The organism is Paraburkholderia piptadeniae (assembly GCF_900007165.1).
Classification (GTDB): domain Bacteria; phylum Pseudomonadota; class Gammaproteobacteria; order Burkholderiales; family Burkholderiaceae; genus Paraburkholderia; species Paraburkholderia piptadeniae.
Map to the genome: position 1 here is coordinate 26,891 of NZ_CYGY02000093.1, position 6,727 is coordinate 33,617.

At 60.7% G+C, this 6,727-nt stretch carries 7 protein-coding genes and 2 pseudogenes; 5 read left to right on the forward strand and 4 right to left on the reverse strand.

Features of this window, described 5'->3' with window-relative positions; all coding sequences use genetic code 11:
- Positions 1 to 17 precede the first annotated feature (17 nt).
- Positions 18 to 1,013, forward strand: coding sequence for a COG4280 domain-containing protein (locus BN2476_RS38235; RefSeq protein ID WP_087739379.1), 996 nt, complete (start codon positions 18 to 20; stop codon positions 1,011 to 1,013).
- Positions 1,014 to 1,128: 115 nt separating this feature from the next.
- On the forward strand, positions 1,129 to 1,836 hold the full coding sequence (locus BN2476_RS38240) for an MgtC/SapB family protein (protein WP_087739380.1): 708 nt from the start codon (positions 1,129 to 1,131) through the stop codon (positions 1,834 to 1,836).
- Positions 1,837 to 1,888: 52 nt separating this feature from the next.
- Here BN2476_RS38240 and BN2476_RS38245 read toward each other — a convergent pair whose 3' ends face one another.
- Positions 1,889 to 2,284, reverse strand: coding sequence for a hypothetical protein (locus BN2476_RS38245; RefSeq protein ID WP_143811142.1), 396 nt, complete (start codon positions 2,282 to 2,284; stop codon positions 1,889 to 1,891).
- 293 nt (positions 2,285 to 2,577) lie between these two features.
- Between BN2476_RS38245 and BN2476_RS38250 the strand changes: the two genes are divergently transcribed.
- Positions 2,578 to 3,702 carry a VIT1/CCC1 transporter family protein gene (locus BN2476_RS38250; protein ID WP_087739383.1) on the forward strand — a complete coding sequence of 375 codons (1,125 nt, stop codon included), beginning with the start codon at positions 2,578 to 2,580 and terminating at the stop codon, positions 3,700 to 3,702.
- A 90-nt stretch (positions 3,703 to 3,792) separates the two neighbouring features.
- Here the strand turns inward: BN2476_RS38250 and BN2476_RS46810 are convergent, their stop codons facing one another.
- Positions 3,793 to 3,936, reverse strand: a complete 144-nt coding sequence (locus BN2476_RS46810; RefSeq protein WP_160111832.1) for a hypothetical protein — start codon at positions 3,934 to 3,936, stop codon at positions 3,793 to 3,795.
- A gap of 25 nt (positions 3,937 to 3,961) precedes the next feature.
- On the opposite strand from BN2476_RS46810, the gene BN2476_RS38255 reads away from it, so the two are divergent.
- Together BN2476_RS38255 and BN2476_RS38260 are read left to right on the forward strand one after the other, a co-directional pair.
- Entirely contained in the window at positions 3,962 to 4,588 is a 627-nt protein-coding gene (locus tag BN2476_RS38255; protein WP_087739384.1) for an HAD-IB family hydrolase, read from the forward strand.
- 115 nt (positions 4,589 to 4,703) lie between these two features.
- Positions 4,704 to 5,477: pseudogene (locus tag BN2476_RS38260) on the forward strand (transposase); the annotation flags it as partial.
- 586 nt (positions 5,478 to 6,063) lie between these two features.
- Here the strand turns inward: BN2476_RS38260 and BN2476_RS48795 are convergent.
- Together BN2476_RS48795 and BN2476_RS38270 are read right to left on the reverse strand one after the other, a co-directional pair.
- Positions 6,064 to 6,174, reverse strand: a pseudogene (locus BN2476_RS48795) (MarR family transcriptional regulator); the annotation flags it as partial.
- Positions 6,175 to 6,414: 240 nt separating this feature from the next.
- On the reverse strand, positions 6,415 to 6,687 hold the full coding sequence (locus BN2476_RS38270; RefSeq protein WP_087739382.1) for a hypothetical protein: 273 nt from the start codon (positions 6,685 to 6,687) through the stop codon (positions 6,415 to 6,417).
- Positions 6,688 to 6,727 lie beyond the last annotated feature (40 nt).

The following is a 6,727-nucleotide window of genomic DNA, read 5'->3' on the forward strand; positions in this document are numbered from 1 at the left end:
CGACACCGGGAGACTTCATGATCACGTGGATACACACCGGTCCATCTGTCATTGCGTCATTCCTCGCATCCCTGGTCGAGTTCGTTGAAGCGCTGACTGTGATTCTTGCGGTCGGGTCGATACGAGGCTGGCGCTCAGCACTAACGGGGGCAGCTGCTGGCGTGCTTGCCCTGACGGTGCTGGTCGTCGTGCTCGGCCAGTCGTTGCTGCAGGCGCCGATCGTTGCGGTGCGGCTCCTCGTTGGCACTCTTGCACTGCTGTTCGGCGCACGCTGGCTGCGCAAGGCCATGCTGCGGGCAACGGGCGTCATCCCGCTGCATGACGAAAACACCGTGTTCATGAGGGAGACGACCGCGCTGCGTCAGGCGGTCGTCCACCGCGCCAGATGGGATCCCGTCGCCCTCGTAACGTCGTTCAAGATCGTGATGCTCGAAGGCATGGAAGTCGTGTTCATCGTGATCGCGCTGGGCGCCAGCAGTCGTCAGATGGGCCCGGTGTCGGCCGGGGCAGCCGCCGCCTTCGCGCTCGTTTGCGGTCTCGGTGTCGTGCTGCACAAACCATTGGCGAACGTGCCGGAAAACACCTTGAAGTATGCAGTCGGCATCCTGCTCTGCGCGTTCGGTACGTTCTGGTCAGGCGAAGGCCTCGGGCTCGAGTGGCCGACGGGGGACCTCGCTATTCTCATGCTTGCGGGCGGCTACCTGATCGTGTCGCAGATGCTGATCATTGCGTGCCGCCGATACCGGACGCACGTGCCCGCGCCCACCAGCACCGCGCGGGCCGGTGCCGCGACGCATCCACCGCGTCGTCGCACCGTGCGCATCCGGCGAAAAGCGCTCCTCGGGCTATTCGTCGACGATGGCTTTCTGGCTGCCGGCGTGCTCGCCTGGATCGCAACGACAGCGGTACTCACCCGGACGGAATGGGTCGACCATGCCTTCATGCCTGGCCTCCTGTTTGGCGGCGTGGCGCTCATCCTCGTGCTCAGTGCGGGGCGTGTCGCGATCCGATAGCGGCACATACGGCTGAAACAGTTTGACAACGGCGGTATCGGGATATGTTGCAATATCCCGATGCCGAACGGTCTCCCGGCCACGGGACCCCGACTATCCCAGACTTCTTTCGAACATGACTGCTGACTTCTTCTGGCGGCTCCTTGCCGCCTTTGCCTGCGGCGTTGCCATTGGACTGGAGCGCCAGATGCGCCAGCGCACCGCCGGGTTACGCACCATCACGCTGGTGGCCAGCGGTGCGTGCCTGTTCGTCACGCTGGGCATGCTGACCGGAAACGGGATTGCTGGCGTGACGCAGATAGCGGCCTATGTCGTATCGGGCGTCGGTTTCCTCGGTGGCGGCGTCATCATGCGCGACAAGGGCTCGATACAGGGCATCAACACGGCTGCCACCCTGTGGTGCGCGGCTGCCGTCGGTGTGCTGTGCGGTTCGGGACACTTCGGGCCCGCGATTGCGGGGACGATACTGGTGCTGGTGACCAACACCCTGCTGCGGGAGGTCAGTCGCGCCATCAACGCGACGCCGGTGTCAGGGGCGGACCTGGTGCGCGAATATGTGCTGACCGTTGTCTGTCGGGAACAGGACGAAATCCACATCCGCACGCTGCTGTCGAACTCCATGTATTCACAGCCGCTGTCGTTCCAGAGCCTGACCAGCCAGGACTTTGAGGGTGACCCGCCCCGCATTGAAGTGACGGCGACCGTGCGCATGCATCCGAAGGACCAGGCAAAGCTTGAACTGATGGCAAGCCGTATCAGCATGGAAAAGGGGGTGTCCAGCATCAGCTGGTCCGCAAAGGAAGCCGAACCCGCACCGGAGTAACGGCGGATCGGAGCGCCGGTAATTTTGCCAGAATCAGGGCCTGCGCCCAATGTCACCTGTGAGACGCATCTTTGCAGCCGATGAGTTCCGGGTGCAACCGGATATGGAGTATGACGAACCAGCGTCTCGGGCACCGGGGCGCGATATAAAGCACCACGGCTTGCGCGTCGTCGAGCTCGACATAACCTGCGCGCACTGCGTCTTCGTACGCGTGTCGCGCGTCGCTACGTACCCAGCCGGTGGCCAGGATCACAGTGCAGACACCAAACACGGTGATAGCCGATGCGGGCAAGTCGATGGACATGATGCGGCTTGCCAGTTCGCCGAGAAGCACCAGTACTTCGGCGAGCAGTATGGCAACCAGGCCGACACGAACCTGCGACTGCAATGCGAGTCGGGTCTCAGGTTTCATCACCCACTCCCCGTGCACCGCCGGCGAGATGAACACCGGTTCCCGACGAGGAATGCCGCGCGCCAACCAACCAGGGGGACGTCATCTTCATGATAGCAGTGGTCCCGGTGCGTCCGCTTTCACCTGCGGCTTCAACCCGAGGCCCCTGCCATTCATGGTTGTTCAGGGTCCCACGGGTGGGATTCAGACTGCCCGTTGGACCTGATTCCGACGCGCGAATCTTCATGAGAACCGTTGCCATTTTCGGTAAAAGCTCGAATCAGGGCTTTCCACCTAAAGGCTTCACTGACGGATAAAATTAAACGTTGAGCATGCAACTAGGCGACACCATGGCATCCAGACACGAACTCAGGCGATACCGCGCACACCTTGCAGACGAGCGTCACAGCGCCGCACTCTATGAGACACTCGCGCACGTCGAAAGGGACAGTGACCGCAAGCTGGTCTTCCGTGAGCTGGCTACGTCGGAACGCACACATGCGAAGGTCTGGGCCGACAAGCTGAAAGCAAACGGACAGCGCGTATCAGACAGGCAGAGCATCAAGACCTTTTTGATTAGAAGCCTCGTTCATGTCTTCGGCCCAACGTTTGTGCTACCCATGCTTGCGGCCGCAGAATTTGCGGACCGGAACAAATATGCGGGCAACCCCGAGACCGCAAGAATGTCCGCGGAGGAGCGGCACCACGCCAGCGTGGTGCAGGCCCTGGCGAACGCAGGCAAACCGGAACCGGCCAGGGGAGCCGAGATTGCCGAAGCCGAGTCCTGGCATCGGGGAGTGTCGTCCGGGAACGACCTTCGCGCAGCCGTGCTCGGCGCCAATGATGGACTGGTGTCGAACTTCTGTCTCATTATGGGCGTCGCCGGCGCGGGTACGGGCAACAAGGCGATTCTGCTGACCGCCTTGGCGGGACTGATAGCAGGCGCCTGTTCGATGGCGCTCGGAGAATGGCTGTCGGTGACCAATGCTCGCGAACTGGCGAAGACGCAGATTGCCAGGGAAGCCGACGAGCTTGAACACACTCCTGACGCGGAGGAACACGAACTCCGGCTCATCTACCGCGCGAAAGGACTGGATAGCGATGAGGCAAAGCGCGTGGCGTCGCAACTCATGCGCGACAAGGACAAGGCGCTTGATGCCCTTACCCGCGAGGAACTCGGTCTGGACCCGGCAGAACTGGGCGGCAATCCATGGTCTGCGGCCGGCGTTTCGTTCTGCCTGTTTGCGACTGGCGCCATCTTTCCCGCCATGCCGTTTTTGTGGACATCTGGCGTAATGGCTATCGCACAATGCGTCGCATTGAGTATTCTCGCGCTGGCGGCCATCGGCGTGTTCACGTCACTGTTCAACGGACGCAGTGCCAGTTTTTCCGCGATTCGCCAGGTCATCATTGGGCTGGCTGCCGCTGCGTTCACATTCGGTGTTGGGCGTGTATTAGGCGTCTCCGTGTCGTGATTGCTGACTGGCGACATTGCCGGAATCCCGGCTGGCGGTGAACGTGGCCGTCGGACATTTAGCGACGCTCGGCGCATTCACTGCCAAGGCTCAAGCCGCCGCGCGGTTCGGGTTCACCTCGACCGTCACGTGCGACAATCCCTTGAAGCACTTGAGCGCCGCGTGATAAGAGCCCGGGTAACGCACCTGGCGGTGACGCTGTACCGTGCGCAGCTTGCACGGCCGATCAGCCATGGCTGGCTACGTCCCTGAGTTGCCCATGTCTATCCGTCGAATTGTCGCTGCCTTCGATTTCGATGGCACCATCACCACGTCCGACAGCCTGCGCGACTTCGTTCGCCACGCGGTCGGTAACGTCCGGTTCCTGGCTGGCGCATTCCATGCCGCCCCCTGGCTCATCGGCGTACTGCTGGGAGTGTGTGACCGCGGTGCTGCGAAAGCCCGCTTCCTGGCGACAACGATTGGGGGCATGCGTGAAACTGAACTGCGAGGCATTGCCCGAAGCTATGTCGATGCGCGATTGCCTGCACTGATCCGGCCGGATATGGTGCAGCGCCTGCGCGAACATCAGCGCTGCGGTCATGAGGTCGTGCTCGTGAGCGCGTCTCCATTGCCGTACCTTGAGATCTGGGCGAAACAGGTCGGCTTTGACGCCGTTCTCGCGACCGAACTCGAGTTCCTTGATGAACGGTGTACAGGCTGGCTCGCGTCACCGAATTGCCTGGGACCAGAGAAAGTGCGACGTCTGGAGCGATGGTTCGGCGCGATGCCTCCGCACATTCTCTACGCGTACGGCGATAGCCCGGGTGACCGAGAAATGCTTGCGTACGCGGATGTCAGGTGGCTGCGCGGCGACGACGGTGCGCTACCTCCGGTTGAAGCCTGACCTCAAGCAACCTCGGCTCGGGCGGCCGGACGGTGATGGCCTGTCTGGGCCTCACAATCAGGCATCGGAGTGTCAGGCCCGGACAGCAAAACCGGTCAGCCGGTGCGCCGCGAAGGTGGCAATCGATGGCAGCAGGTTCAAGGCTGTGAACAGTCGCGACAAGAATTACACGACGGGTAAGATCGACAAACGTCGGCAGCCGATCGAGGAAAGCGTCCAGCGATACCTCGACGCAATTGAAACGGCAGACCGGACCACTCCGACAGGTTTCGATGTGAAGACCGTGCACCTGTATGAGAAGATTGCCCGCTTGCGCCGGGAGATGCGTGAGTTCGCACGGATCAAGAAGCAGTTGCAGAAGCACCCAGACAAACAGTTGTCGATGACGGATCCCGACGCACGGTCCATGGCAACAAGCGGCAGAGGATCCGGCATCGTCGGCTACAATGTTCAGGTCGCGGTGGACACGAAGCATCACCTGATCGTTGAACACGAGGTGACCAACATTGGAAACGATCACGGGCAACTCGGCAGGATGGCGGCGTCGCGCAAAGAACGCGACGGCCAAGCCGAAGCTGAAGGTGCGGCTGCCCGTGGCTACTTCGGCGGCCCGGAGATACGCGCATGCGAACTGAACGATACCAGTGCGTACGTCCCGAAGCCACTCACCTCCGCATCAAGGAAGAAAGGTCTCTTCACGAAGGCCGACTTGGTCTACCTCGCAAAAGACGATGTGTATCGATGCTCTGCCGGCGAGCGTGCCATTCATCGATTCAATACCGTTGAGAATGGAATGAATTTGCGGGTGTACTGGCCCAGTGCCTGCCCGCGTTGCCCGCTGAAGCAGCGATGTTCGCCCAGCCACTATCGCCGTATCCGACGGTGGGAGCTGAATATATTCGGCGTGTCAGGGACAATGAAGAGCATGAAGTTGGTCGGAAGCTGAGTCCTGAGGGGCTTTCTGCCGATCACGTTGCCCGATTGGCGCAAGCTACATCTACTGAAGTCGATCGAGCTACCCCGGTGGTCCGTCGTTCAACAGTAAAAATGGCGTTTCCACACGGTCTCGAACCATTAGGGACGTCCGTTCAGTTTACTCCCGTGCAACTGGTTGGACTTTTCTAAGTATTAGTTAGCATGCCGTACCACTCTACCGGCGGCGAGACGTCGACGCCCTGGCACGTGTAGCGCTTGAGAATCTCGTCGCCGTTGCGTAACGCGGACGAGAACAGAGTCAGGTTCATGACGGGCGCCGGCTCAAGGATTGCCGTTGATCGTCGTCAGATATCGCGCGGATCGGAGCGTGAAGACCATCGATGCGCACTAGGCCGATATCAAAGAAAAACTGAATATCCGTAACGGCAAGGAGATGATGTGACTCGCAAGTCAGTGGATCGAGAGCCAATAGGGCTGAACCTGCTTACGGAATAAGGCAATCCCGCGATGTACTGTGGATAGGTAAGGCCGAGTTCCTAAAGTATCGGCTTGTATGCCTTGCCAAAAGCCAGGTTCGCCGAGTAGACCGCAAAGCACAGGTAGTCGGAGAGCAATAGACTTTCGGGTGCCAGTTGATCCCTGGATTTCATGTGTGTCTCTCCTTTGCTTTTGCTCGTTGTCATCCTTAAGGCCCTCTCCATAACGGAGCGCGCCCAGCACGGGCATCGTAGAACCGCTTTGCTTTTTCCATGTCGTTGGTGCCGACCACAACATGACTGAACATTGCCTGCTTCTTGCGCGGTGAACAAATCATCGGCCGCCCGATGCTGTGGCCGGCGCGCAGGAGCAACGTAGATGCGCGACGGCCCAGCGGCGGAAGGAGGCACGACTTAGTGATGTGCGAAGAAGTTATCGCGCGACGTCACGGCAACATTGGTCCCCGCTTCCGACGTTCCGGAAACTGCACCGCCATACGCCTTTTCCGGGCCGGTTGCGTCTTCGCGTTCGGCGGCGACGGTTCGCAGGCTCTGACCGCTTTGCGATGCCGGTGCGCCAACCGAAGGCTTGTAGAAAGGGGCCGGTCCGTAGCCGCTGGCGAAGGCGGGTGCGGTGACGGACGCCGAAACTGCGATGGCCAGTGCAACGATGAGCCTGGTCTTCATGATGGGAATTCCCTAAAGCGGGGGCGAACAGGGTAAGCAC